At 69.1% G+C, this 23,572-nt stretch carries 18 protein-coding genes; 9 read left to right on the top strand and 9 right to left on the bottom strand.

The window, feature by feature from the left end:
- The first annotated feature begins 130 nt into the window (after positions 1–130).
- From glgX to treZ, 3 genes are read left to right on the top strand one after another with little or no spacing between them, the layout of a single operon-like run.
- Positions 131–2,326, top strand: a complete 2,196-nt coding sequence (glgX, locus tag ACUWEX_RS11290) for a glycogen debranching protein GlgX (RefSeq protein ID WP_445996310.1) — start codon at positions 131–133, stop codon at positions 2,324–2,326.
- Entirely contained in the window at positions 2,326–4,842 is a 2,517-nt protein-coding gene (treY, locus tag ACUWEX_RS11285) for a malto-oligosyltrehalose synthase (RefSeq protein ID WP_445996309.1), read from the top strand. Before glgX ends, treY begins: the two co-directional genes overlap by 1 nt.
- Entirely contained in the window at positions 4,839–6,620 is a 1,782-nt protein-coding gene (treZ, locus tag ACUWEX_RS11280) for a malto-oligosyltrehalose trehalohydrolase (RefSeq protein ID WP_445996308.1), read from the top strand. Before treY ends, treZ begins: the two co-directional genes overlap by 4 nt.
- A gap of 185 nt (positions 6,621–6,805) precedes the next feature.
- Here treZ and ACUWEX_RS11275 read toward each other — a convergent pair whose 3' ends face one another.
- Both ACUWEX_RS11275 and ACUWEX_RS11270 read right to left on the bottom strand, forming a co-directional pair.
- The gene (locus ACUWEX_RS11275; protein WP_445996307.1) at positions 6,806–7,804 is read right to left on the bottom strand and encodes a metallophosphoesterase; all 999 of its coding nucleotides are present in this window, start codon (positions 7,802–7,804) and stop codon (positions 6,806–6,808) included.
- Entirely contained in the window at positions 7,801–10,338 is a 2,538-nt protein-coding gene (locus ACUWEX_RS11270) for a transglycosylase domain-containing protein (protein ID WP_159449524.1), read from the bottom strand. Before ACUWEX_RS11270 ends, ACUWEX_RS11275 begins: the two co-directional genes overlap by 4 nt.
- Before the next feature lie 54 nt (positions 10,339–10,392).
- Here ACUWEX_RS11270 and ACUWEX_RS11265 point away from each other — a divergent pair, with 54 nt between their 5' ends.
- Positions 10,393–10,563, top strand: coding sequence for a DUF4177 domain-containing protein (locus ACUWEX_RS11265; protein ID WP_445996306.1), 171 nt, complete (start codon positions 10,393–10,395; stop codon positions 10,561–10,563).
- Positions 10,563–11,033 carry a RidA family protein gene (locus tag ACUWEX_RS11260; protein ID WP_445996305.1) on the top strand — a complete coding sequence of 157 codons (471 nt, stop codon included), beginning with the start codon at positions 10,563–10,565 and terminating at the stop codon, positions 11,031–11,033. Before ACUWEX_RS11265 ends, ACUWEX_RS11260 begins: the two co-directional genes overlap by 1 nt.
- Here ACUWEX_RS11260 and ACUWEX_RS11255 read toward each other — a convergent pair.
- Complete coding sequence (locus ACUWEX_RS11255) at positions 11,030–13,141, bottom strand: glycosyltransferase family 39 protein (RefSeq protein WP_445996304.1); 2,112 nt, start codon at positions 13,139–13,141, stop codon at positions 11,030–11,032. The two genes, ACUWEX_RS11260 and ACUWEX_RS11255, sit on opposite strands and share 4 nt — an antisense overlap.
- A gap of 73 nt (positions 13,142–13,214) precedes the next feature.
- Between ACUWEX_RS11255 and ACUWEX_RS11250 the strand changes: the two genes are divergently transcribed.
- The gene (locus tag ACUWEX_RS11250; RefSeq protein ID WP_445996303.1) at positions 13,215–14,327 is read left to right on the top strand and encodes a ThiF family adenylyltransferase; all 1,113 of its coding nucleotides are present in this window, start codon (positions 13,215–13,217) and stop codon (positions 14,325–14,327) included.
- Positions 14,328–14,334: 7 nt separating this feature from the next.
- Here ACUWEX_RS11250 and ACUWEX_RS11245 read toward each other — a convergent pair whose 3' ends face one another.
- Genes ACUWEX_RS11245 through ACUWEX_RS11235 form a run of 3 tightly spaced genes read right to left on the bottom strand, consistent with a single transcriptional unit; the run spans position 14,335 to position 17,388 of the window.
- On the bottom strand, positions 14,335–14,739 hold the full coding sequence (locus ACUWEX_RS11245) for a hypothetical protein (protein WP_445996302.1): 405 nt from the start codon (positions 14,737–14,739) through the stop codon (positions 14,335–14,337).
- Between the two features lie 3 nt (positions 14,740–14,742).
- Positions 14,743–15,918, bottom strand: a complete 1,176-nt coding sequence (gene moaA, locus ACUWEX_RS11240) for a GTP 3',8-cyclase MoaA (RefSeq protein WP_445996301.1) — start codon at positions 15,916–15,918, stop codon at positions 14,743–14,745.
- 9 nt (positions 15,919–15,927) lie between these two features.
- A complete protein-coding gene (locus ACUWEX_RS11235; protein WP_445996300.1) occupies positions 15,928–17,388 on the bottom strand; it encodes a glycosyltransferase 87 family protein in 1,461 nt (486 codons plus the stop codon).
- Between the two features lie 159 nt (positions 17,389–17,547).
- Between ACUWEX_RS11235 and ACUWEX_RS11230 the strand changes: the two genes are divergently transcribed.
- Positions 17,548–18,936: a molybdopterin-dependent oxidoreductase gene (locus tag ACUWEX_RS11230; RefSeq protein ID WP_445996299.1), complete on the top strand. Its 1,389-nt coding sequence runs from the start codon at positions 17,548–17,550 to the stop codon at positions 18,934–18,936.
- Positions 18,933–19,439, top strand: coding sequence for a hypothetical protein (locus ACUWEX_RS11225; protein ID WP_445996298.1), 507 nt, complete (start codon positions 18,933–18,935; stop codon positions 19,437–19,439). Before ACUWEX_RS11230 ends, ACUWEX_RS11225 begins: the two co-directional genes overlap by 4 nt.
- Before the next feature lie 28 nt (positions 19,440–19,467).
- On the opposite strand, the gene ACUWEX_RS11220 is transcribed toward ACUWEX_RS11225, so the two are convergent.
- Genes ACUWEX_RS11220 through ACUWEX_RS11210 form a run of 3 tightly spaced genes read right to left on the bottom strand, consistent with a single transcriptional unit; the run spans position 19,468 to position 21,564 of the window.
- Entirely contained in the window at positions 19,468–20,193 is a 726-nt protein-coding gene (locus ACUWEX_RS11220; protein ID WP_445996297.1) for a class I SAM-dependent methyltransferase, read from the bottom strand.
- A complete protein-coding gene (locus ACUWEX_RS11215) occupies positions 20,174–20,896 on the bottom strand; it encodes a TIGR04282 family arsenosugar biosynthesis glycosyltransferase (RefSeq protein ID WP_445996296.1) in 723 nt (240 codons plus the stop codon). The genes ACUWEX_RS11220 and ACUWEX_RS11215 overlap by 20 nt, the downstream gene beginning before the upstream one ends.
- Positions 20,893–21,564: a glycosyltransferase family 2 protein gene (locus ACUWEX_RS11210; RefSeq protein ID WP_079728190.1), complete on the bottom strand. Its 672-nt coding sequence runs from the start codon at positions 21,562–21,564 to the stop codon at positions 20,893–20,895. Before ACUWEX_RS11210 ends, ACUWEX_RS11215 begins: the two co-directional genes overlap by 4 nt.
- Positions 21,565–21,669: 105 nt before the next feature.
- Here ACUWEX_RS11210 and ACUWEX_RS11205 point away from each other — a divergent pair, with 105 nt between their 5' ends.
- Positions 21,670–23,514 carry a molybdopterin-dependent oxidoreductase gene (locus ACUWEX_RS11205; protein WP_445996295.1) on the top strand — a complete coding sequence of 615 codons (1,845 nt, stop codon included), beginning with the start codon at positions 21,670–21,672 and terminating at the stop codon, positions 23,512–23,514.
- Positions 23,515–23,572: the final 58 nt, after the last annotated feature.

Here is a 23,572-nt window from a genome sequence, read left to right as displayed (position 1 = left end):
GCGCAAGGGGGAGAACGGAGTCGGTGGTTCCCCGTACGATCGGAAGGAAGCTGAATACCGTTGGACCTCTTGTTGAACCCTCCGCCCGGGCTTTTCCCGCGGACGGAAACCCCCGCACGAATGGATACTGATGGAAACCTGGCCCGGAACCCCCTACCCGCTCGGAGCGACCTTCGACGGCAGTGGCACGAACTTCGCCATCTTCAGCGAGACGGCCGATCGCGTCGAGCTGTGCCTGTTCGACCCCGACGGCACCGAGCACTGCGTGGACCTCGTCGAGGTCGACGCCTATGTCTGGCACGCCTACCTGCCGCAGGTGCACCCCGGGCAGTCCTATGGATACCGTGTGCACGGCGAGTACGACCCCGAGTCCGGAAAGCGTTCCGACCCGTCGAAGCTCCTGCTCGACCCCTACGCCAAGGCCGTCCAGGGTGAGATCGACTGGAACCCGGCGATGTACTCCTACAGCTTCGACGACCCCACCGTGCGCAACGAGGACGACTCCGCCCCCTTCGCGTCGAAGAGCGTCGTCATCAACCCGTTCTTCGATTGGGAGGGCGACCGTCTGCTGAAGACGCCCTACAACGAGACCGTCATCTATGAGGCGCACGTCAAGGGCCTCACCGAGATGCACCCCGATGTTCCCGAAGAGCAGCGCGGCACCTATGCGGGAATCGCGCACCCTTCCGTCATCCAGCACCTCGAGCGCCTCGGCGTCACCGCCATCGAGCTCATGCCCGTGCACCAGTTCGTGCACGACTCCACGCTCGAGGAGAAGGGCCTGCGCAACTACTGGGGCTACAACACCATCGGCTTCTTCGCGCCCCACAACGGCTACTCGTCCACGGGCGACGCGGGCCAGCAGGTGCAGGAGTTCAAGTCCATGGTGCGCGCCCTGCACCGCGCGGGCATCGAGGTCATCCTCGACGTGGTCTACAACCACACCGCCGAGGGAAACCACCTCGGCCCCACCCTCTCCATGCGCGGCATCGACAACGAGGCCTACTACCGCCTCGTCGACGACGACAAGCAGTACTACATGGACTACACCGGCACGGGCAACTCGCTCAACGTGGGCCACCCGCACGCCCTGCAGCTGATCATGGACAGCCTGCGCTACTGGGTCAACGAGATGCACGTCGACGGCTTCCGCTTCGACCTCGCCTCCACCCTGGCGCGCGAGTTCTACGACGTCGACAAGCTCGCGACATTCTTCGAGCTCGTGCAGCAGGACCCGGTGGTCTCGCAGGTCAAGCTCATCGCCGAGCCGTGGGATGTCGGCCCCGGCGGCTACCAGGTGGGCAACTTCCCGCCGCAGTGGACCGAGTGGAACGGTAAATACCGCGACACGGTGCGCGACTTCTGGCGCGGCGAGCCCTCCACGCTCGGTGAGTTCGCGGCCCGCCTCACGGGTTCGGCCGACCTCTACGAGCGCGATGGACGACGCCCCGTGGCATCCATCAACTTCGTCACGGCCCACGACGGCTTCACGCTGCGCGACCTCGTCTCCTACAACGAGAAGCACAACGAGGCCAACGGCGAGGACAACAACGACGGCGAATCGCACAACCGTTCCTGGAACTCGGGCGTCGAGGGTGAGACCGACGACCCCGCCGTGCTCGCCATCCGCACACGCCAGCAGCGCAACATCCTCGCCACCCTTCTGCTCTCGCAGGGCGTGCCGATGGTGCTGCACGGCGACGAACTGGGCCGCACCCAGAACGGAAACAACAACACCTACGCGCAGGACTCCGAGATCGCCTGGCTCAACTGGGCCGACGCCGACGAATCGCTCATCGAGTTCACCTCGGCCGTGATCCGTCTGCGCCGCGAACACCCCACCTTCCGCCGCATCCGCTACTTCGACGGCCGACCCGTGTCGCGCACCAACGAAGACCCGCTGCCCGACATCGTGTGGCTCAACACCAACGGTGCCGAGATGGAAGAAAGCGACTGGGACTCGAGCTACGCCAAGGCTGTCGCCGTGTTCCTCAATGGAAACGGCATCCGCGGGCGCGACCGTCAGGGCCGCGAGGTCACCGACCAGCACTTCATCCTGGCGTTCAACGCGTCCGACTCCGATGTGCCGTTCACGCTGCCGCCCACCGAATACTCCGAGAAGTGGGACACCGTCATCAACACCGCCGGGGGAGTCGCGGGGCTGAGCGCCCTGCCCGCCGGCAGTGAACTCACGGTCGCCGGCCGCTCCATCGTGGTGCTGCGCGAACACGTCGAAAAGCCCATCGCGGCCGACGACTCGATCGCCGAAAGCCTCACGCAGACGGCCAGCCACCCCATCATCGAATCGGGATCACCGGAGGTCTGATGAGAATCCCCGCCAACACCTACCGCCTGCAGCTGCAGAAGGACTTCACGTTCGACGACGCGGCGAAGGTGCTTCCCTACCTGAAGCGCCTCGGCGTCGACTGGATCTACCTGTCGCCCATCCTGAAGGCCGAGCCGGGGTCGAACCACGGCTACGACGTCGTCGACCACACGCAGGTCGACGACGAGCGCGGGGGCCGAGAGGCCTTCGCGCGCCTGGCCGAGCGGGCCCACGAGATGGGCTTCGGCGTGCTCGTCGACATCGTGCCCAACCACGTGGGCGTCGCCACACCGCACATCAACGGCTGGTGGTGGGATGTCCTCACGCACGGTCCCTCGTCGCAATACGCGTCGTTCTTCGACGTCGACTGGGCGGCGGGCGGCGGCAAGCTCGTCATCCCCGTGCTCGGAGACGAGTCGGCCGAGGGGCTCGAGGTGGTCGGCGATCAGCTGCACTACTACGAAAACCGTTACCCCATCGCACCCGGCAGCACCGAGGGACTCGACGCTCCGGCATCCGACTATGCCCTGTCGGTGCACGAGCGCCAGAACTACCGCCTCGTGCACTGGAAGCTGGCCGACACCGATCTGAACTATCGCCGGTTCTTCGCGGTCAACACGCTGGCCGCGATCCGGGTCGAAGACACCACGGTGTTCAACGCCTCGCACGTCGAGATCGAGAGCTGGTTCCAGGAGGGACTGGCCGACGGTCTGCGCATCGACCACCCCGACGGCCTCTACGACCCGTCCGGCTACCTCGAGGGCCTCTCGGCTCTCACCGGGGACGCCTATCTGCTGGTCGAGAAGATCACCGAGCCGGGCGAACAGCTGCCGACCGAGTGGCGCACCGCGGGCACCACCGGCTACGACATGCTGGCCACGATCGACCGCCTGTTCGTCGACCCCGCCGGAGAGTCGGCGCTCGACGCCCTCGACGCCGACCTGCGGGCACACAGCGACATGGGCGACGCACCCACCTGGGCCGACCTCATCCACGACACCAAGCGCGGCATCGCCACCGGCATCCTCGGCAGCGAGACCCTGCGCCTGGCGCGTGAGCTGGGTCAGGCCAACGACGACAACACCATCGATGCGCTCAGCGAGATCCTGGCGAGCTTCCCCGTCTACCGCAGCTACCTGCCCGAGGGCTCGAGTGCTCCTCTCATGGTGGCAGCGGGGGATGCCGCGGCCAGACGTCCCGAGCTCGAACCCACGATCTCGGCCCTCGTCAAGCGTCTCGCCGACCCCTCCGAGCCGGCCGCGCGCCGCCTGCAGCAGACCTCCGGCATGGTCATGGCGAAGGGCGTCGAAGACACGGCGTTCTACCGCTACACGCGCCTCACGTCGCTCACCGAGGTGGGCGCCGACCCGAGCATCTTCGCCACCGACACGGCCGAGTTCCACCGGGTGCAGGCCGAGCGCGTGGGGCGGTGGGAGCGTGCCATGACGACGCTTTCCACGCACGACACCAAGCGCGGCGAAGACGTGCGCGCCCGCATCAGCACGATCGCCGAGATCCCCGGCGAGTGGGCCGAGACGCTGCGCGGCATTCGTGCGACGCCTCACGGCTCGACGGGCGACGGCCCCTTCGACAACCTGCTCTGGCAGGCCATCGTCGGCGCCTGGCCGCTCAGCCGCGAACGCGCGCACGCCTATGTCGAGAAGGCCTCGCGTGAGGCCGGCAACTCCACCACGTGGACGGCCCCCGATGAGGCGTTCGAAGAGCGCATGCACGCGGCCGTCGACGCGGCGTTCGACGATGAGACCGTCAACGGCCTCGTCACGTCGTTCGTCTCGCGTGTGGCCGACGCCGGGCGCAGCAACGCGCTCGCGGCGAAGCTCGTGCAGATCACCTCGGTGGGCGTCCCCGACGTCTACCAGGGCACCGAACTGTGGGAGGACTCGCTCGTCGACCCCGACAACCGTCGCCTCATCGACTACGACGCGCACATCGCCACGCTCGACCGCCTCGACGCGCTCGAGTCGGGCACCGTGCCGGCCGTTGACGACGCCGGGCTCGCCAAGCTGCTCGTCACGCAGCGCGCCCTGACGCTCACGCGCGACCGCGCCGAGCTGTTCGCCGGCTATGCGCCCGTGACCGTGTCGGGGCCCGCGGCCGCGCACCTCATCGCATTCGACCGCGGTGGCGCTCTCACGCTCGCCACGCGTCTGCCCCTCGGTCTCGCCGCTCGCGGCGGGTGGGAGGGCACGACCGTTGCGCTTCCCGAGGGCCGTTGGCGCGACGCGCTCACTGGGCGCCCCATCGGATCGGGCGAGGTGACGGCCGCCGAGATCCTCACGGCGCTGCCCGTGGCCCTGCTCGTGCGCGACGACAGCGATGCGGATGCTGATGCTGCCGCCAGTAACGGGAGTGCTGCTGCATCCGAGCCCGCCGCCTCCGAGCCCGCCGCCTCCGAACACGGTGCCGACGGCTCGGTCGAGGCCGAGGTCGAGCACGCCCCCGACCACACGCCGACCGACACATTCGCCCAGCCGGATGCCGAAGGAACTTCATGACCCGCTACGAACCGTTCTCCGTCTGGGCGCCCCGCGCCGACAACGCCGAGCTCGTCCTCGGTGCCGACACGGTAGCCCTCGAACCGGCCGGCGACGGCTGGTTCGTCGCACCGGCCGACACGGTGGCTCAGGCATCCGCCGCGGGTGATGTCGATTACGGCTACCTGCTCGACGGCGAGGGCCCATTCCCCGACCCGCGTTCGCGCCGCCAGCCGAAGGGTGTGCACGAGCTCTCGCGCACCTGGGATGCCTCGGCTTACGCCTGGGGCGACCGCGCGTGGTCGGGCCGCCCGCTCGCCGGCGGTGTCATCTACGAACTACACATCGGCACCTTCACGCCCGGCGGCACGTTCGACAGCGCCATCGAGAAGCTCGACCACCTCGTCGAGCTCGGCATCGACTTCGTCGAGGTGCTGCCCGTCAACGGCTTCAACGGTCTGTACAACTGGGGTTACGACGGCGTGCTGTGGTACGCGGTGCACGAGCAGTACGGCGGCCCGACCGGCTACCAGCGGTTCGTCGACGCCTGCCACCAGCGCGGTCTGGCCGTCATCCAGGATGTCGTCTACAACCACCTCGGCCCCTCGGGCAACTACCTGCCGAAGTTCGGGCCCTACCTGCACGACGGCAGCAGCAACACCTGGGGTGCGTCGCTCAACCTCGACGGCGAAGAGTCGGATGCGGTGCGCGACTACATCGTCGACAACGTGCTGTCCTGGTTCACCGACATGCACGTCGACGGCCTGCGTCTCGACGCCGTGCACGCGCTGCGTGACGATCGGGCCACCCACATCCTGCAGGAGATGGCCATCCAGACCGAGCGCGTCAGCGCCCGCCTGAACAAGCCGCTCACGCTCATCGCCGAATCCGACCGCAACGACCCGCGCACCATCACGCCGCTCGAGGCGGGCGGCATCGGCATGGCGGGGCAGTGGTCCGACGACTTCCACCACGCCGTGCACGCCAACGTCACGGGCGAGCACGACGGCTACTACGCGGATTTCGCCGGCATCGAGAGTCTCGTCAAGGTGCTCACGCGCGGCTTCTTCCACGACGGCACCTACTCGTCGTTCCGCGGCCACCACCACGGCGCGCCCATCGACACGTTGCGCACGCCCGCCTGGCGGCTCGTGGTGTGCAACCAGAACCACGACCAGATCGGCAACCGCGCCATCGGCGACCGCCTCACGGCCACGCTCGACGAGAACCAGCTGGCACTCGCCGCGGGACTCACGCTGCTGTCGCCGTTCACGCCCATGCTGTTCATGGGCGAGGAGTGGGCCGCCTCGACGCCGTGGCAGTTCTTCACGTCGCACCCCGAGCCCGAGCTGGGCACGGCCACGGCCGAGGGGCGCATCGCCGAGTTCGCGAAGCTGGGCTGGGACCCGAGCATCGTTCCCGACCCGCAAGACCCCGAGACGTTCGAACGCTCGAAGTTGCAGTGGGGCGAGATCGAGGGCGACGGCATCCACGGGCGCACGCTCGAGCTCTACCGCCGCCTGATTCACCTGCGCCGCAGCATTCCGTCGATCACCGACCCGTCGTTCCGTGACGTCACGGTGCACGCGCCGGCCGAGACGCTGCTCGTGATCGAACGACCGGATGTCGCCATCCTCGTCAACCTGGCAGCCGACACCGTCGAGCTGCCCGACGCCCTGGCGGCGCGCCTCACCGGATGGTCGGAGGCCCTTGTCTCGGGCGACTACACCGCCACGCCCACCCTCGGAGCGCACACGCTCGTCGTCCTGACGCGCGAGCCCCTCGCGGCCTCGGCCTGACCGGAGCCAGCTCCTTCCGCTCCTCGGAACACACGAAGACCCCCTCACGAATAGGTGAGGGGGTCTTCGCTGTCTCTGTGTCTGTTTCTTGCTCACTGCCCGAAGGACGAGCCATCACACGAACTCAGGTCGAGACGGGGTAGCGGGAGCGAGACGGGGGCGTGCGGTGCGGCGCGGCGCGGCGCCTAGGGCTTCGGAACGAGCGTGAGCAGCGTGGCCTCGGGGCGGCACGCGAAACGCACGGGGGCGTAGATCGAGGTGCCGAGGCCGGCCGAGACGTGCAGGTGCGCTGCCCGCCAGGCGTGACGCCAGATGCTGAGTCCCTTCACCTGGGCGCGCGGGATGTCGCAATTGGTGACGAGTGCGCCATAGCCCGGAACGCAGACCTGCCCGCCGTGCGTGTGCCCGGCGAGGATGAGGTCGGCGCCGTGCGTCACGAACGAGTTGAGCACGCGCTGGTAGGGCGCGTGGGCGACACCGATCGTGACGACGTCGCGCGTGGTGCGCTGCGCCTCGACCGTGTCTTCGTCCTCGAAGTCTTCATCCTCGCGCTGGGCGTCGATGAGCCCCGTGAGGAGATCGAGGCGGTCGACGCCGATGTGCGGGTCGTCGACGCCGAAGAAGTCGAGCCGGGTGCCCTTGATGGTGAGGCCGCCGACGGCGTTGTTGAGGTTCTGCCAGCCGAGCGAGTCGGTGAAGAAACGCTCGAGCCGCGCGGTGTCGAGGTCGCGTGCGCGGCGCTTGGGGCGGCCGGCGGCGCGGGAACTCGGGCCGAAGAAGTAGCGCAGCCAGTTCTTCTTGACGGGGCCGTAGTAGTCGTTGGAGCCGTTGACGTAGGCCCCGGGCACGCCGCCGAAGTTGGCGAACGCGAGCTCGATGCCCGAGATGCCGTCTTTGTGGCCGAGGTTGTCGCCGGTGTCGACGATCAGGTCGGGCTTGAGCTCTGCCAGCTCGCGCACCCACTGCTGCTTGTCGGCCTGCCACGGCGCCATGTGCAGATCGGAGAGATGCAGGATGGTGAGCGGCTCGGCACCGTGCGGCAGCACCGGCACGTCGACGCGGCGCAAGGTGAAGAGGCGCCGCTCGATAAGCGACCCCCAGGCAAAGGCCAGAAGCCCGGAGAGGGCCAGGGCGCCTACGGCGACCCCGGCCCCTCCGGTGGTGCGGCGGAGCGTTTTACTCAACCGCAGTTCTTCTTCTTCAATGCGACGGTGACCGTGGTGTTCTCGGGGTTGGCGTTGGTGTTCGCCGCCGGGTTCTGGCCGGTCACCTGGCCATCGTTCGGCGCATTGGGGTCGGCCGTGCACATGAACTGCACCCCGAACCCGGCGTCTTCGAGCGACTTTTGGGCCCGTTGCTGGTTTTGGTTGGCCACATCGGGCACGGCGACCTCGGCGGGTTGCCCGCTCGACGGACGCAACGTGATGGTCGATCCGACCGACACGTTGGCACCGGCACCCGGCTCGGTGGCCGCGACGACGCCTTCCTGCAGCTGCGACGCGATGGGCTCGCCCGTGGCGACGGTGAAGCCCGCGGACTGCAGCGTGGTAGTGGCGTCGGCGACGGACTTGCCGCGCACATCGGGAACAGCGACCTGCTTGGCGCGGATGAGGCTCTGCGAGGGCTGCGGGAACGCATCCCCGCCGAACTTCGCGACGGCCGAGTTCATGATCTGCGACCAGACTCGGAACTTCGCGCTGAAGCCGGTTTGCCCGCCGAGCACCCGCACGTTGTACATGCTCGCCTTACCCGAGACGTTGCCGATCCACAGCGAGGTGACGGCCTTGGTGGTGCCACCCGTAATCCAGGAGTGCAGGGCGTCGTCGGCGGTTCCCGTCTTGCCGAACAGCGGGGCGCCGCGCACGGTGGTGGCCGCGGCGGTTCCGCCGGGCTGGAAGATCGTCTGCATGGCGTAGGCGGCCGTGTTCGCGATCTCGGGCGTGACACCCTGCTTGCAGTTGGCGCTCGGGGGCGTGAACTTCTCGCCGTCGGGCTTGACGATCTCGTCGATGACGATGGGCTCGCAGTACTTGCCCTGGGCGGCGATGCCGGCAAACGACGCAGCCATGGTGAGGCCGGCGATGTCGTTCGAGCCGAGGATGGAACCGGGGAAGTCGACGAGCTGCTTGCCGTCGGCGCGGTGCACGCCCATGGATTCAGCGGTCTGACGGATCTCGCACAGGTCGAGCTTCTGCGCCATGGCGACGAAGGCCGAGTTGACGCTTCGCTTGGTGGCGTCGATCGCCGTGATCGCTCCGGGGCTCGAGCCGTCAAAGTTCTGCGGGTTCCACGCTCCGCGCCAGTTGCCTTCACACGTGTTGGTGAAGGAGGTGAAGGTGCGGCGCTTGCCGTCGACCGTCTCGTTGAGCGAGTGCCCGTTCTTCAGCCAGTCGAGCAGCGTGTACACCTTGTACGACGATCCGACGGGGAAGCCGGTGGACCCGCCATAGGCCTGATCGGTGTTGTAGTTGACCGCCGTGTAGCTCGGGTCGGGGGAGTCACCCGCCGTGTAGTTCTTGTTCTGCGCCATGGCGAGAACGCGGCCGGTGCCGGGCTCGACGGTCGCCGCGGTGGCTCCGATGTCTACCCGGGCCATGGACTTCGGGATGTAGGCATCAATGGCGGCCTGCGACGTGTTCTGCATGTCGATGTCGAGCGTGGTGTAGACGTCGAGCCCGCCTCGCTTCAGAAGCGCCAGTCGCTCTTCGTCGGTCGCGCCGAATGCCGCATTGCGCTTGATGACCCAGGTCACGTAGTCGCAGAAATAGGCCGCGTTGCCGGCGGTCTGGCAGCCGGATGACGGCTGCACGATGTTGGGCTCGACGGCCGACGCGAGAGCCGCGTCGTGCTCTTCTTGCGTGATCTTGTTCTCTTCGAGCATCTTGTTGATGACGTAGTCGCGCCGCACCTTCGTCAGCGAGTAGCCGTCGGCTGCGCCGTTGACCTCTTGGTCGGGACGGTCGATGCGCAAACCCGACGGGTTGTTCAACATGGCGATGAGCGTGGCCGCCTGCTGGATGTTGACGTCCTTCGAAGAAACCCCGAAGTAGTACTTCGACGCTGCCTCGACGCCGTAGCTCTGCCCGCCGAAGTTGGCGATGTTGAGGTAACCGAGAAGGATCTGGTCTTTGGTGTAGTTCTTCTCGACGCCGACCGCGAGACGCATCTCTTTCAGCTTGCGCTCGGGTGTGGTCTTGGTGGCCTCTTTGTAGGCGGCGTCGCGCTTGTCTTTGTCGGCGATCTGCTCGGCCTGCTGCACGAGGACGTTCTTCACGTATTGCTGCGTGATCGACGAACCACCCTGGGTGTCGCCACCGACCACGTAGGTCTTGATGACGGCACGCGCCGTGCCCATGATGTCGATGCCGCCGTGCTCGTAGAAACGCGGGTCCTCGGCCGAGACCGCCCCGTCCTTCAAGAACTGGGAAACGTTCTCCCACGCGACGTCTTCGCGGTTCTGGTCGAAGAAGGAGGCCAGGAGGACGGGCGAGCCGTCGGCGTTCTTGGCGTAGATGTTCGACTTCTCCATGGGAGCGTCGACGTTGAGGTAGTTCGGCAGGTTGTCGAAGACGCTGATGGCGTTGTTCGCGGTCATGCCGGTGAGGGCGAGAGCGGGTGTGACGGCGGCGGTAACCAGGACCCCGGCTGCGACGCTGAGGCCGACAAATCCGAGGAGGCCGCCGAGCGCACCCCTACCCGTACGTTTTTCTTGAGGCATAGGATCGAGCCTAAGCGACAAAACTGTAAAAGTGCCCGAATAACGAGGAGAACCATGCCCCGCTGGGAGTACGTCACGACCCCCCTGCTCATCCATAACACCGCCGCGATCCTCAACAACTGGGGCAGCGACGGCTGGGAGCTCGTCCAAATCGTTACCGGACCGGAAGGCGGCCTCGTGGCCTACCTGAAGCGCCCGGTCGCCGACGCCGGAGCGGGCGCCTGATGGCCGTCATCGCCGACAGGCTCGCCGAGCTGGGAATCGAGCTGCCCGAGGTGGCCGCCCCGGTGGCTGCCTATGTGCCCGCCGTCGTGCAGGGCAACCTCGTCTACACGTCGGGCCAACTGCCCTTCGTCGCGGGCGCCCTGCCCGCCACCGGCAAGGTCGGCGACGGCCACGGCCTGGTGCCCGCCGCCGACGCGCAAGACTTCGCGCGCACCGCCGCGCTCAACGCCCTCGCCGCCGTGCAGAGCGTCATCGGCTCGCTCGACCGCGTGACCCAAATCGTCAAGGTCACGGGTTTCGTGGCGTCCGCACCCGAGTTCACCGGGCAGCCGGCCGTCATCAATGGCGCCTCCACGGTGCTCGGCGAGATCTTCGGCGACCTGGGCGTGCACGCGCGTTCGGCCGTCGGCGTCGCCGTGCTGCCCCTCGACTCGCCCGTCGAGGTCGAGATCATCGTCGCCTTCGCCTAGGGCGCGGGCGTCGGAGCCGGAACGGTGGGGGCCGACGTCGACCCCGGTTCGCCGGGCAGCGGTGTCGGCATCCCGAACGGATCGGTGGGCGGCGTCGTGAGCGACGGGTCGACGTAGTCCTCGGGCGGGGCGCCTCGCGTGGGAGCATCCCCGTCGTCGGTCGTCACGCGCTCGAAGCGCAAGACGTTCACGCCCGTGAGCTTCCACTGTTCAGTGATCGAAAAGCCGAGGGGTGCCAGGCGTGCTGCGACGCCCCCGCGCCAGTCGCGTTTGTTGCTGGTGATCAGGTAGATGACATCCGCTTCGTTGGCCACGTCGAGGCGCTCCGAGAGCGGGTGGATGCTTTCCCAGAGGGTGCCGCGCAGGGCGCCGGGGGTGTCGAGGTTGATGTCGGTCATGCCCGCGAAGGCATTGGGGTAGGCGACCTCGATCACGCGTGAGGTGGCCGTGGGGTGGCGTCTGACGGGACCGAAGATCACGGCATCCTTCGTGCCCACCGTCTCGGCCGCACGTTCGCGCGCGATGAGGTCGGCCACCTGCGACCATGCCGAGTTGTCTTTGGCCTCGGGCAGGCGCTGGGCGACGATGGATGGCGCGGCCACCGCGGCGATGACCGTGACGGCGATCGCGATCTGCCACTTCTTGCGCAGCACGGCCACGATCGGCACGGCCATGAGCAGCGCGAGCGCGGGAGCGGTGAACGCCAGGTAGCGCGGCGAATACAGCGGCGAGAAGACCTCGGAGGCGACGACGAGGCCCGACAACGGCACGACGAGCCACGGCACGGCGACCTGCAGCAGCGTGAGACCGCCGCCCGCGATGCCGCCCGGTTTGGCGGGGGAGCGGAACCGCACCCAGCCGCCCCAGGCCAAGATGAGGACGCCGATCGCGCCGAGGGGCCAGCCGATCCAGGCGAGCACGGGGTTCTCGGTGAAGAACTGGGTGGTGAAGATCTGGCCACGGGTGGCGTCGCTGATGGGGGCGATCCAGCTGACCTGTTTGGCTTGCGCGCGGATGGCGAGCACGAGCGGCAGGGCGCCGGCGGCGGCGATGCCGGCGGCGACGAGGAAAGACCCGAAGACGCGGGCCGTGTTGGCCGCGCGCGCCTTGCCCCGCAAACGCGTGAGCGCCCACCACACCATCGTGACGCCGTGCGCCGCGAGCAGCAGCGCGAGGTAGGCGAAGATGGCGACGCCGCCCACGGCGAGGATCACATAGGCCACCCAGGGCCAGACGCGGCGGCGGCTGCGCACCGCGTAGACGAGCACGAGCGTGAGCGTGATGGCGATGAGCGTGGTCAGGGCGAACGAGCGACCCTCGGTTCCCATCCAGGCCACGCGCGGCATGAGGAAGAACAGGATGCCCGCCACCACGGCGATGCGGTGCGTGACGAGGCGGCCGCCCAGCCACACGATGAAGCCGGAGGCCAGGCCGATGCAGATGGCGCTCGGCAGGCGCAGCGTGAGCGGGCTGTAGCCGACGAGGTCGAACCACAGGTGCATGAGCGAGTAGTAGGCGGCGTGCACGGCGTCGACGCTCTGCACCATCTGCCAGAGCTGGCCGAAGCTGCGCGTGGCCGAGGTGACCGTTGCGGCCTCGTCGTACCAGACCGAGGGAACCCAGAGGAAGGCGCCCGAGACGATGAGGCCGGCGAGGCCCACCAGGATGGCGTCGCGCACGCGTCGGCCGCGGCCGGGGGCCGAGGGGGAACGCTTCGACGGGCGGCGGGGTGTGCCGGTCGAGGCGGCGACCGAGGATGTCTCGGGTGAGGGCGACTCAGTGGAGGGCGTTGCCGGTGACGATGTCTCGCGTGAGGAAGTCTCGGGCGAGGGGGTGCTCGCCGGGTTCTCGTGCGCCGGGGGAGAAGCCGAGGCATCCTTGCGCTCGTCGGCGGATGTGGTGGCATCGGGGGTGCCGAACACCTGGGTGGCACGCGTGATGGCCGCGTCGAGGTCTGCGGGCGAGGATGCGCCGGGGGAGCGCTCGGGCTCGCCGGGTCGGTGGGGCTCGTCGGGCCGGTCGGAGGCGGGAGGGACGGCGCTCTCACCCGCGGTTAGGCTGGGTTCGTCGCTGCCGCGCGCCGAGTGTGCGCGAGGAAGGTCAGTCATGAATTCTCTGCCTCCGCTAGTGGAACCCGGGCCGGCGCTCAGCCCTGCCCAACTCGAACGTTTTTCACGTCATGTGGCCTTGCCCGGCCTCGGACTCACCGGGCAACGACGGCTCGCGAACGCGCGTGTGCTGGTGGTGGGGGCCGGGGGTTTGGGCTCACCCGTGCTGCACTACCTTACCGCGGCGGGCATCGGAACCCTGGGAGTGCTCGACGACGACACCGTGGATGTGAGCAATCTTCATCGCCAGGTCATCCACTCGACGGCCACCGTCGGCATGCCGAAAGCCGAGTCGGCGGCGCGGGCCATGTGCGCCATCAACCCGGATGTGCGCGTCGAGGTGCACCCCGTGCGACTGACGCCCGAGAACGCGCTCGACCTGTTTGCGCGCTACGACCTGATCGTCGATGGAACCGACAACTTCTTCACCCGTTACCTCGCGAATGACACGGCGGCGGTGCTCGGCAAACCGTATGTCTGGGGCTCGGTGCTGCGCTACGACGCGCAGGTGAGCGTGTTCTGGCAGGGTGCCCCCGACGGGCGCTCGCTCGACTACCGCGACCTGCTGCCCATTCCACCGAACGACGACGATGTGCTCTCGTGTTCGGATGCCGGGGTGCTCGGCGCCGTGTGCGGCCTCGTCGGCTCGATGATGGCGACCGAGACGATCAAGCTCGTGGCGGGCGTGGGGGACGCGCTGCTCGGGCGCGTGCAGAACTTCGACGCCCTGGCCGGCACCTGGCGCGAGTTCGAGCTGCGCCGCGATGCTGCCCGGCGGCCGATCACGCTCGACGAGTGGCACGAGCGGTGGGGCGACGCGGCGACGGGCTCGTCAGCTGATCGCGCGGCGGTCGGCTCGACCGTCCCCCTCATCGAGCCGCGCGAGCTGGCAACGCTTCTGAGCGACGCGGATGCCGGTGTCGAACTCGTCGATGTGCGCCAGCCGTTCGAGCGCGACATCGTGTCGATCGCGGGCTCGACCTGGCTCGACCCCGAGGCGCCCGTCGAGGGCCTGCGCCGACGCGGTGTGGATGCCGCAACGCCCGTCGTCGTGCTGTGCAAGTCGGGCGTGCGCTCGGCCCGCGCCGTGCGCGAGCTGCGGGAACACGGCGTCGACGCTCGGTCGCTGCGGGGCGGCATACTGGCCTGGGTCGACGAGGTCGAACCCGAGTTACCGCGCTACTGAGCGAGCCTCAGCCACCGGCGAACGGGGGCATGACGTCGATCGTCTGATCCCCGCTGAGCACGCGCGCGTGATCGGTGACGGCCACGCCGTCGACGAGGAATGAACAGCGCCGGAAGACCGCCTCGGCGTGGGCGACGGTGTCGATTGAAGCCGAAGCCGAAGCCGAAGCCGAAGCCGAAGAAGACGAAGACGAAGACGAGGTCGAGGCCGCCTCAGGTGCAGGTGCCGCGTCGACGGCGGGGGATGACGGGGCCGCGAGCTGACGTGCGACTGCCGCGAGGGCATCCGCGATGGTGGAGCCCACGGGGAGCTCGACGTCGAGGGTGTCGCGACCGACGGCGGCACGGGCGGCCGCGAAGAAGCGCAGGGTGACGCGCAGGGCTGTGGTGGAGGCATCCGCTCGGGTCGTCACGCCTCAGCCCCCGATCGCGCTCATGCTGCGGGCGGGCTGCACGAAGTCGGGGTTGTCGAGGCCGTGCCCGGCGGGTTTGCCCCACATGGCCTCGCGCCACAGGTCGGCGACCTCGGCGTCGGAGGCACCGGCGCGCATCGGGGTGAGCAGGTCGGTCTCGGTGTGCGAGAAGAGGCAGCTGCGCACGCGGCCGTCGGCCGTGAGGCGCGTGCGGCGGCAGTCGGCGCAGAACGGCTCGGAGACCGAGGCGATGATGCCGACCGTGCCGAGCTCGATGCCCGACCGGTCGAACACGCGGAAGAGTTCGGCGGGGGCGCCGTCGCGCGGGGCGTCATGGGGTGTGAGCGTGAAGCGCTCGGAGACGCGGGCTCGGATCTCGGTGGCCGTCACCATATCCGAGCGGCTCCACGTGTGGTCGGCGTCGAGGGGCATCTGCTCGATGAACCGCAGCTGATAGCCGCGCTCGAGGCACCAGGCGAGCAGCTCGGCCGCCTCGCCATCGTTGACGCCGCGCAGCAGCACGGCGTTGATCTTGATGGGACCGAGACCCGCCTCGGCGGCCTTCTCGATGCCGTCGAGCACGCGGTCGAGGAACGGGCGACGCGTGACCTCGAGAAAAGTGGCCGCGTGCACGGTGTCGAGCGACACATTGATGCGGTCGAGGCCCGCGGCGGCGAGACCGGCGGCGCGCGAAGACAGGCCGATGGCGTTGGTCGTGAGCGAGACCTCGGGGCGCGGTTCGAGGGCGGCGCAGGCCGCGATGATCGAGGCGAGGTCGGCGCGCAGCAGCGGCTCGCCGCCCGTGAAGCGCAGCTGACGGACGCCGAGCAGCGAGACGGCGATGTGAGACATCCTCACGACTTCGTCGGCCTGCATGAGGGCCGCGGCGGGTTTGGTGGGCAGGCCTTCGGCGGGCATGCAATAGGTGCAGCGCAGGTTGCAGCGCTCGGTGAGCGAGATGCGCAGGTCGGTGGCCGAGCGGTTCCAGCGGTCGACGAGGCCGGATGTCGCGGGCCGGGCGCCGGCGTGCACGATCGGGCCGAGCCCGAGACCGACCGGGGTGGCGGCGGCTCGCGAGTCGGCCGGGGCGGCAGGCCGGGAGGCCGGGGCGACCTGCTCGGGCGCTCCGCGATGCGCGCCGGGGGCCGGCACGGCGGGAAGTCCGAGAGAGACGGTCACAGGTTGAGGCTAAGCGACATCGGGTCGATCCGCCACGTCGGGCGTCCCCGCGGCGACACTCGAGCCGGTCGCGGCCTCTTTACCCCGCCCCGGAAGCCGACGACGGATGCCGCGCCACAGCTGCTGCGGAGCATCCGGCCCGTGACGCCACCACGACACAGCCACGAGCACGACGATCGAGACCGCGATGCCCCAGCGCTGCACGGCGAGGCTCGGGAAGATCTGCCGGTTGAGGATGGACAGGCCGATGACGAACCACTCCCAGCGCCCGCTCATGGCGATGAACGGCACGAGCAGCAGGGCATACCAGGGGTAGCGGGGGCTGACGATCAGCAGCGTGACACCGATCATCACCAGCTGCGCCACCCAGGGCCGCTCGGGGTCGGTCGCGACGATGACGGCGACCGCCGTGACCACGAGCAGGATGGCCGCCACCGGCAACGCTGCGCTGCCCGGGGCGAAGAGGGAGATGAGACCGAACCTGCTGCCATCCTCGTAACCCTCTTCGCTGAGGTAGCCGGGCAGATAGCCGAGCACGCCGATGCCGGTCGACAGGATGTAGGGGATGTAGAGCACGGCGAACGTGGCGATGGCCGCGGCGATCACCTTCCAGCCCTGGCGACGCAGGAGGGCGGGGGCCGCGATCACCGGGATGAGCTTGACGGCGATGGCGCCGCCCAGGGCCACACCACCGAGCGCGCGTCGGCCGATCGTCACCGACAGAGTGGCCACGAGGATGAGGACGGCCCCGACCAGATCGACGTGCGAGTTCGTGACCCCCTCGGCCAAGACGAGTGGACACCAGGCCCACAGCGCCGCCTGCCACCCGGGCAGATTGCGCCGGCGCAGGGCCCGCAGCAGCAGGGCGGCCGTGCCCAGCACGAAGAGGAGACCGACGGCCTGCAACGGCCAATACTCGGCGGAGGGCCCGACGAAGAAGCGCACGCCCGCGAACAACATCTCGGCCAGCGGGGGATAGATGGTCGGCACCTGCGGGCGGTTGATGGCCGTACACAGCACATCGTCCGTGCCGACCTCGCGTGTTTTCGAGATGCGCTCACCATCGCAACTCTCGGAGCCGTCGGCCGCGACCGTGGGGGCCGGGAACAGCCAATCGGTGCGGAGCTCGGCGAGGGCCGGGTCGGCCGGCACGTACTCGTACGGCGAGATGCCCGCGTTCTGCACGATTCCGTCCCAGGCATACCGGGCCGAATCGGTGCTCGTGTTGGGCGGACCCGCCATGGCCGAGGCGCCGAGCACCGCGCATCCGATGAGCACCAGGGCCGTCACGGCGCGGCCGCGCACACCCCGCAGCGCCCACACCGACAGCGCGAACAGCGCCCACAACGTGTAGGTCGCCCACGCCATGGCCGGGCGGTCGTCGTCACTGTAGACACCCAGATTGAGCACCGTGAAGGCCGTCAGAACGGTGGAGGCCGCCAGCAGAACGGCGGTGAGAGCGATACGCACGTCCCCATCTTGAAGGAAAAGCGGCCCGAGACCCATCCCGAACGGCCACGGTGACGAATAAAGGTCAGCAATACGGGTCGGCAGGCATCCGCCCGCCTAGGCTCAGATCCACACCGCTCAGGGACACACCGCGCAGACGCGCTCGACGAAGGGACCGGCATGCGATTCCTTCTCTATCGACTGCGCCGCAGCATCGACTCGCCCTCGCGCAACCCGCGCATGGCCACCGTCACCGGTCGGCTGCTCGGGCTCGCGTTCCTGATCTGCTTCGGCACGGGGCTCTACAGCCACTTCCTGCAGGAGCCGCTGGCCTGGATGACGTTCACCACGCGCCCGCTGTGGCTCTATCAGGTGACGCAGGGCATCCACATCACGGCCGGCATCCTGTGCTTCCCGCTGCTGCTCGGCAAGCTCTACGTGGTGTTCCCCGACCTGTTCCAGTTTCCGCCCGTGCGCAGCCTGAAGAAGGGCGGCGCCGTCGACCTGCTCGAGCGGGGGTCGATCGCGCTGTTCGTGGGGGCGTCGCTCGTCGAGATCACGATCGGGTTGCTGAACACGTTTCAGCTCTACCTCTGGCCGTTCGGGTTTCGGCAGGTGCACTATGCGCTCGCCTATGTGATCATCGGGTCACTCGCGATCCACATCGCAGTGAAGTTGCCCATCATTCGGCGGTATTGGTTCAAGGCCCGGATGCCTGAGGGCGAGCCGGTTCTGGCGAGCGGGCGCGAGGACGCCGCGATCGGCCGGGACCTGGCGGATGCTCGCGCATCGAGTGTGTCGAACGACGCAGCGTCATCAACGCCCGCGGCCGCCTCTGCCGCCGCTTCTGCTGCCGCCGCGCCGGATTCGGGGGATCGGGTGCCGCAGGAGGCCGCCCAGGCGCCGTTCGCCGCTCGCGGGGTCACCGGCCGCGTCTTCGACTGGATCGACACGACCCCCGCCCCGAACAAGGCGGTCAGCCGGCGCGGCTTCGTCGCCACCCTCGCCGTCGCCGTCGCCGCGCTCGTGGCGTTCACGGGTGGTCAGTCGTTCCGCGTGCTCGACCGCCTCAACGCGTTCGCCCCGCGCAAGGCCGGCATCGGCCCGCAGTCGCTGCCCATCAACCGCACGGCCGCCGCCGCGAAGGTCACCGAGACGGCCGTCGACCCCGCCTGGACGCTCACCATCGCCAACGGCGACCGCAGCATCGACCTCAGCTACGCCGACCTCACGGGGATGCCGCAGACCTCCGTCGACCTGCCGATCGCGTGTGTCGAGGGGTGGAGCCAGATGGCGAGCTGGAGGGGCGTGCGCATGAGTGAGTTGGCGGCGCTCGTGGGCGCGACATCCGAGGATGCTTTCAAGGCCACGAGCCTCGAGACGAACTCGCGCTACGGCGTGATGACGATGGGCCCCGAATACGTGAACGATCCTCTGACCCTGGTGGCCGTGCAGCTCAACGGCGAACCGCTCGACATCGACCACGGCTACCCCGCGCGCATGATCGCGCCCGGCCGGCCGGGTGTGCTGCAAACCAAATGGCTGAGCCGACTGGAAGTGACCTCATGACCGACGTCGTGGCAGAAGCCCCCGAGAGCGTGGGGCGCGGCGTGACCGTGGTGCGAGGCATCCTCATTGCCCTGGGCGTGGCCCTCATCGGGTTCGGCGGATACACCCTCGTGATGCTGCAGCCGCGGCCGAATCAGCTCATCGGCGTGGCCGTGTGGCTCATCGGGGCGATCGTGTTGCACGACGCGATCCTGTCGCCGCTGCTCGTGGCCATCGGCCTGCTCATGCGTCGCGCCGGGCACCGCGTGCCCTGGACCGTGATCGCGCTCGTTCAGGGCGCCGTCGTGATCGGATGCCTTTTCACCCTCATGTTCCTGCCCGAGATCGCGGTGCAGCAGCGCGGGCCCAAGAACGCCACCGTGGTGCCGCTCGACTACGCGCAGAACCTCGTCATCATGTGGGCTGTGCTCGCCGTGATCGTGGCCGTCGGAAGCATCCTGCTCGTGCGACGCACGCGCAGCGGGGGACGCAGCCACAGCAACGTGCGGCCGCCCCGCGCATAGCGCTGAGGGTCTAGGAGGCGCTGAGGGTCTAGGAGGCGCTCAGCGCCAGCGACACGAACGTGCGGCCGTCGGCCACCCAGACCTGGTCGGCCTCGAGACCGGCGTGGGCGGCGCGGGCCGTCAGCGCACGCTGGCCGATCTCGGCCCACGGGAACGGGTCGCTCTGGTGGCCGTGGCCGTTGACCACGGCGCCCTCGAAGGCGCGGTCGTGGTCGTCGTCGGGGTGGGTTTCGACGATGACACGTCCGTCGGGTGCCAGCAGCTCGGCGACGCGCGCGAGCAGGGCGCCCGGGTCGCCGCCGATGCCGATGTTGCCGTCGAGCAGCAGGGCCGTGCCCCAGGCCCCTTCGCGCGGCAGCGGGTCGAAGACCGAGCGGCGCAGCACGTCGAGCCCGGCCGCCTCGGCGATCTCGAGGGCCGCGGGCGACACGTCGATGCCGAAGGCTTCGAAACCCGCATCGGCGGCGGCCTTCACCATGCGGCCGGGGCCACAACCGATGTCGAGCACGGGGCCGGTCGCGCGGGTCAAAACGTCGCGGTCGGTGTCATCCGCGTCGGCACTCCACTTCGACACGTCGAACGGCGCGGGATGCCGCGGCGAATCGCTTGCGGTCTCGCGCAGGTAGAGCACTTCGTCGTCGTGACGCAGCGCCCGAGCGTAGGGTTCGCCGCCACCCGAGCCGAAAGTGGCGGGGACGACGGGGATAGCGGGGTTGGCGACATCGTCGGAGCGGTTAGTTTCGATCGTGCTCATGGCGGGCTCCTTCGGCGGTGGCGGAGGTAGTGCTCTCGATGCGGCGCAGGGTCTCGGCGAAACGCGTGTGCGGGGCGAGAGCCGCCACGGTGCGCGCGTCGTCGATGGTGTCGACGTCGACGAGTTCCGGCACGAGGCTCACGCGCAGGCCGGCCGCTTCGAGGCGGTCGAGTTGCACGCGGCCGGTGTCGTCCTGCGACATCGGCACGCCGCGGATGAGCGAACCGTCGGGTTCGCGCATGCCGAGTGTCCAGAAGCCGCCGTCGTTGGCGAAGCCGAAGAAGACGTCGGTCGTGCCGGCATCCGCGTCGGTGACGCCTGCGTTCGCATCGGCTGTCGCTGCTTCGTCTTCGGCGGCCCACTGCGCGAACATGTCGCGCAGAACCCGGGCGTCGAGCTGGGGCGTGTCCATGCCGATCAGCACGGTCGGACCCGTGCAGTGATCGAAAATGTGCGCCAGCCTCACGTCGAGGTCTCCTGTCCCTTGAGGTACTACCTCGTAGTGTTCGGAGCCGGGCGGGAAAAGGTTTCCATCGAAGTACAGAATGCGGCGATCGACGTCGACGGCGCTCGCCGCGGCAAGCGTGTCTTGGATGGCGGCGGCCGCAACCTCGGCGGCCTCCTCGTAGCTCAGGGGCGGGTGCAGACGCGTCTTCACCTTGCCGGGAATGGTCTCTTTCGCGATGACGATCAACGTGGTCACGGGCGGCGCACCTCTCGCAGCAGTCGGGACATGTCTTGGATGGCGACAACGGTGCCCTTCAGCGTTCCCGTCACCTTCGAGCGGCCGACGCGTTCCGTGTAGGGGGTGTCGGTTTCTTCGATGCGCCAGCCCTCGGCTTTCGCGCGCAGCACCATCTCGAGCGGGTAGCCGCTGCGGCGGTCCTGCAGGTCGAGGGCGAGAAGGCGTTCGCGGTGGCCGGCGCGCATGGGGCCAAGGTCGTGGATGTCGACGTGAGCACGCCGACGGATGAGGAACGACAGCGCCAGGTTGGCGGCGCGGGCGTGCAGCGGCCACGACCGAGCGGATGTCGGGCGCCGGCGCCCCAGCATCAGGTCGACGTCGCCGCGTTCCACGGGGTCGACGACGAGTGGCAGATCGGCGGGGTCCATCGACGAGTCGGCGTCGCAGAACGCCACGATCGGGGCGGATGCGGCGAGCAGTCCCGTGTGGGCCGCCGAACCGAAGCCGCGGCGCGATTCCGAGACGACGACGGCGCCGTGCTCGCGGGCGACCTCCGCCGACCGGTCGGTCGAACCGTTGTCCACGACGATGGCGCGATAGCCCTCCGGCAGGCGGGACATGATCCAGGGCAGCGAGCCTTCCTCGTTCAAACAGGGGAAGATGACGTCGACTCGGGGGTGAACCATTTTCCGAGAGTACAAGCATGCGGCGCGTCATCCGTGCACCGGGAGTTGGCCTTGACATCTGACCGTGGGGCGTCGAAACGCCGTGGGGCGACTTATTCTGAGGCGATGAGCACAGACGACGAGCGGGCCGACCCGGCGACGACCTGGGACACGCTGGCTGCGGGGGCCACGGCTCGGGGGAGTGACGTCGAGGGTGGCTCGGGCACCGCAGCCCGCGGAGGCGGCACGTCCGGTGCCGGCGCCGGCGTCGACGAACGTGGCGGTGACAGGAGCCTGACCGGTGCCGCTCGTGGCGGAGAGGCGCCCGGCGCCGGTGGCGCAGATGCCCGCGCTGCCAATCCGGGCTCGGGCTCGGGCGATCTCGACGCGGGCCGACGCCCTCCCCTCTTCCGCGACCCGGCCACCTGGTGGGCCGCGCTCGCCGGCATCGTCTCGGCCATCGTGGTTCTCGCGGTCGCCGAGGTCATCGCGGTGTTCCTCGGTTTGGCCGGCAGCCCGCTCTTCGCGGTCGGCGCCTGGGTCATCGACCTCGTCCCCGGCTGGCTGAAGGATGCGGTCATCCAGGCGGTCGGCACCGCCGACAAGGTCGTGCTGCTCGGCGTTCTCGCCGTCGTCGTGCTGCTCCTCGCCGCCGCGGCCGGCATCGTGCAATATCGTCGCGCGCCGTGGGGCGTCGTCATCCTGGTTGCGGTCTCGGCCTTAGCCGCCGTCGCGGTGACGACCCGGCCCGAGGCGACCGGGGTGGATGCCATCCCCACCGTCGTCGGCATGATCGCGGGTGCCGTGCTGCTGCGGCAGGCCGTGCGGGCGCTCGCCGACTGGCGCGAATCGGCCGCGCGCGAGCGGGGGACCGTCGCTCGCTCGGGCGGGCTCGCCCAGCTCGACCGCCGCAAGTTCCTCGGCCTGACGCTCATCGCGGGCGTCGCTGCGGCGGCGGCCGGTGCGGGCGCGCGAGCCTTCAACCAGGCCGTCACCTATGTCTCCGATCTGCGCGCCAAGATCACGCTGCCCGCCGCCGCCACGACGGAGGCCCCCGCCCCGGCCGGTGCCGACCTCGACATCGACGGCGTGGTCTCGTACATCACCCCGAATGAGGAGTTCTATCGCATCGACACGGCCCTGCAGGTGCCCAACATCGACCCGGATGCGTGGAGCCTGAAGGTCACGGGGATGGTCGACCGCGAGGTCGAGATCACCTTCGACGAGCTGCTGGCCAAACCCCTCATCGAGCACACGACGACGCTCGCGTGCGTGTCGAACGAGGTCGGCGGAACCCTCATCGGGAACGCCGTGTGGCTGGGGTATCCGATTCGTGAGGTGCTGGCCGAGGCGGGTGTGCAGGCGGGAGCCGACATGGTGTTGTCGCGCAGCCAGGACGGTTTCACGGCATCCACCCCGCTCGAGGTGTTGCAGGACGAGGGCCGTGAGGCCCTGTTGGCGGTCGGCATGAACGGCGAGCCGTTGCCGCTCGAGCACGGTTTCCCGGTGCGCATGGTCGTGCCGGGATTGTACGGCTACGTGTCGGCGACGAAGTGGGTGGTCGAGCTGACGGTGACGACGTTCGCGGCCGAGACCGCCTATTGGACCGACCGCGGCTGGGGCGAGCGCGGCCCGATCAAGCAGTCGTCGCGCATCGACACGCCGCGTCAACTGGGCAAGATCGCCCCGGGGCGCACGGCGGTCGCGGGTGTGGCGTGGGCACAACACACGGGCATCCGCGGGGTCGACGTGCGCATCGACGACGGCCCGTGGCAGCCGGCCCGCCTCGCCGACACCGTCGGTCCCGACACGTGGGTGCAGTGGGTTTACGAATGGGATGCCGCGGCCGGCCAGCACCAGGTGCAGGTGCGCTCGACCGACGCCACGGGCCAGCCGCAGACGGAAGCCCTCGCGGGCGTCCTCCCCGACGGCGCCACCGGCCTCCACACCATCACGGTAAACGTGGGCTGATCGTTCCTCACTGAACCAGTCATCGTTGCCTGACGAGGAACGAGGGCGACACCACGTG

Source organism: Okibacterium fritillariae (genome assembly GCF_052783725.1).
This window is presented reverse-complemented; position numbering and strand designations above follow the sequence as displayed.

Bases quoted from the DNA above. Each gene is read 5' to 3' on its own strand.
- ACUWEX_RS11255 (WP_445996304.1), bottom strand. From the start codon at position 13,141: ATGACTGACCTTCCTCGCGCACACTCGGCGCGCGGCAGCGACGAACCC.
- treY (WP_445996309.1), top strand. From the start codon at position 2,326: ATGAGAATCCCCGCCAACACCTACCGCCTGCAGCTGCAGAAGGACTTC.
- ACUWEX_RS11265 (WP_445996306.1), top strand. From the start codon at position 10,393: ATGCCCCGCTGGGAGTACGTCACGACCCCCCTGCTCATCCATAACACC.
- ACUWEX_RS11210 (WP_079728190.1), bottom strand. From the start codon at position 21,564: ATGGTTCACCCCCGAGTCGACGTCATCTTCCCCTGTTTGAACGAGGAA.
- glgX (WP_445996310.1), top strand. From the start codon at position 131: ATGGAAACCTGGCCCGGAACCCCCTACCCGCTCGGAGCGACCTTCGAC.
- ACUWEX_RS11225 (WP_445996298.1), top strand. From the start codon at position 18,933: ATGACCGACGTCGTGGCAGAAGCCCCCGAGAGCGTGGGGCGCGGCGTG.
- ACUWEX_RS11230 (WP_445996299.1), top strand. From the start codon at position 17,548: ATGCGATTCCTTCTCTATCGACTGCGCCGCAGCATCGACTCGCCCTCG.
- ACUWEX_RS11220 (WP_445996297.1), bottom strand. From the start codon at position 20,193: ATGAGCACGATCGAAACTAACCGCTCCGACGATGTCGCCAACCCCGCT.
- ACUWEX_RS11205 (WP_445996295.1), top strand. From the start codon at position 21,670: ATGAGCACAGACGACGAGCGGGCCGACCCGGCGACGACCTGGGACACG.
- ACUWEX_RS11260 (WP_445996305.1), top strand. From the start codon at position 10,563: ATGGCCGTCATCGCCGACAGGCTCGCCGAGCTGGGAATCGAGCTGCCC.
- treZ (WP_445996308.1), top strand. From the start codon at position 4,839: ATGACCCGCTACGAACCGTTCTCCGTCTGGGCGCCCCGCGCCGACAAC.
- ACUWEX_RS11270 (WP_159449524.1), bottom strand. From the start codon at position 10,338: ATGCCTCAAGAAAAACGTACGGGTAGGGGTGCGCTCGGCGGCCTCCTC.